Origin of the sequence: Shewanella electrica, assembly GCF_022321485.1 — a bacterium.
Classification (GTDB): Bacteria; Pseudomonadota; Gammaproteobacteria; order Enterobacterales; family Shewanellaceae; genus Shewanella; species Shewanella electrica.
The window spans coordinates 1-259 of record NZ_JAKOGG010000447.1 but is presented as its reverse complement, the minus strand read 5'-3'; the positions used below and the strand labels follow the sequence as shown (position 1 = coordinate 259).

The window sequence follows — 259 nt, the reverse complement described above, 5'->3', positions numbered from 1 at the left end:
AGCATAGATTGTTGCTGGTGCCTTGGGGCCTGTGGGTCTGTTTTTCCCATAAACACACAGAGTTTGCAGTGAGGATGCAGGATGCCTGAGGTCCACCACTTGTGACCATTTATGACATAGGAGTTATCTTCCTCTTTGATGGAAGCCTCGATGTTAGAGGCATCTGAGGAGGCCACCTTTCGATCAGTCATGGCGAAGCACGAATGGATCCTGCCCTCCAACAGTGGCACCAGCCAGCGGGCCTTCTGCTCCTCAGTGC

General features: G+C 52.9%; 1 protein-coding gene. It reads right to left on the bottom strand.

Features of this window, described 5'->3' with window-relative positions; translation table 11 throughout:
- A partial coding sequence (locus tag L9G74_RS24385) for an acyl-CoA dehydrogenase family protein (protein ID WP_238898728.1) occupies positions 1-259 on the bottom strand: 259 nt, incomplete at both ends.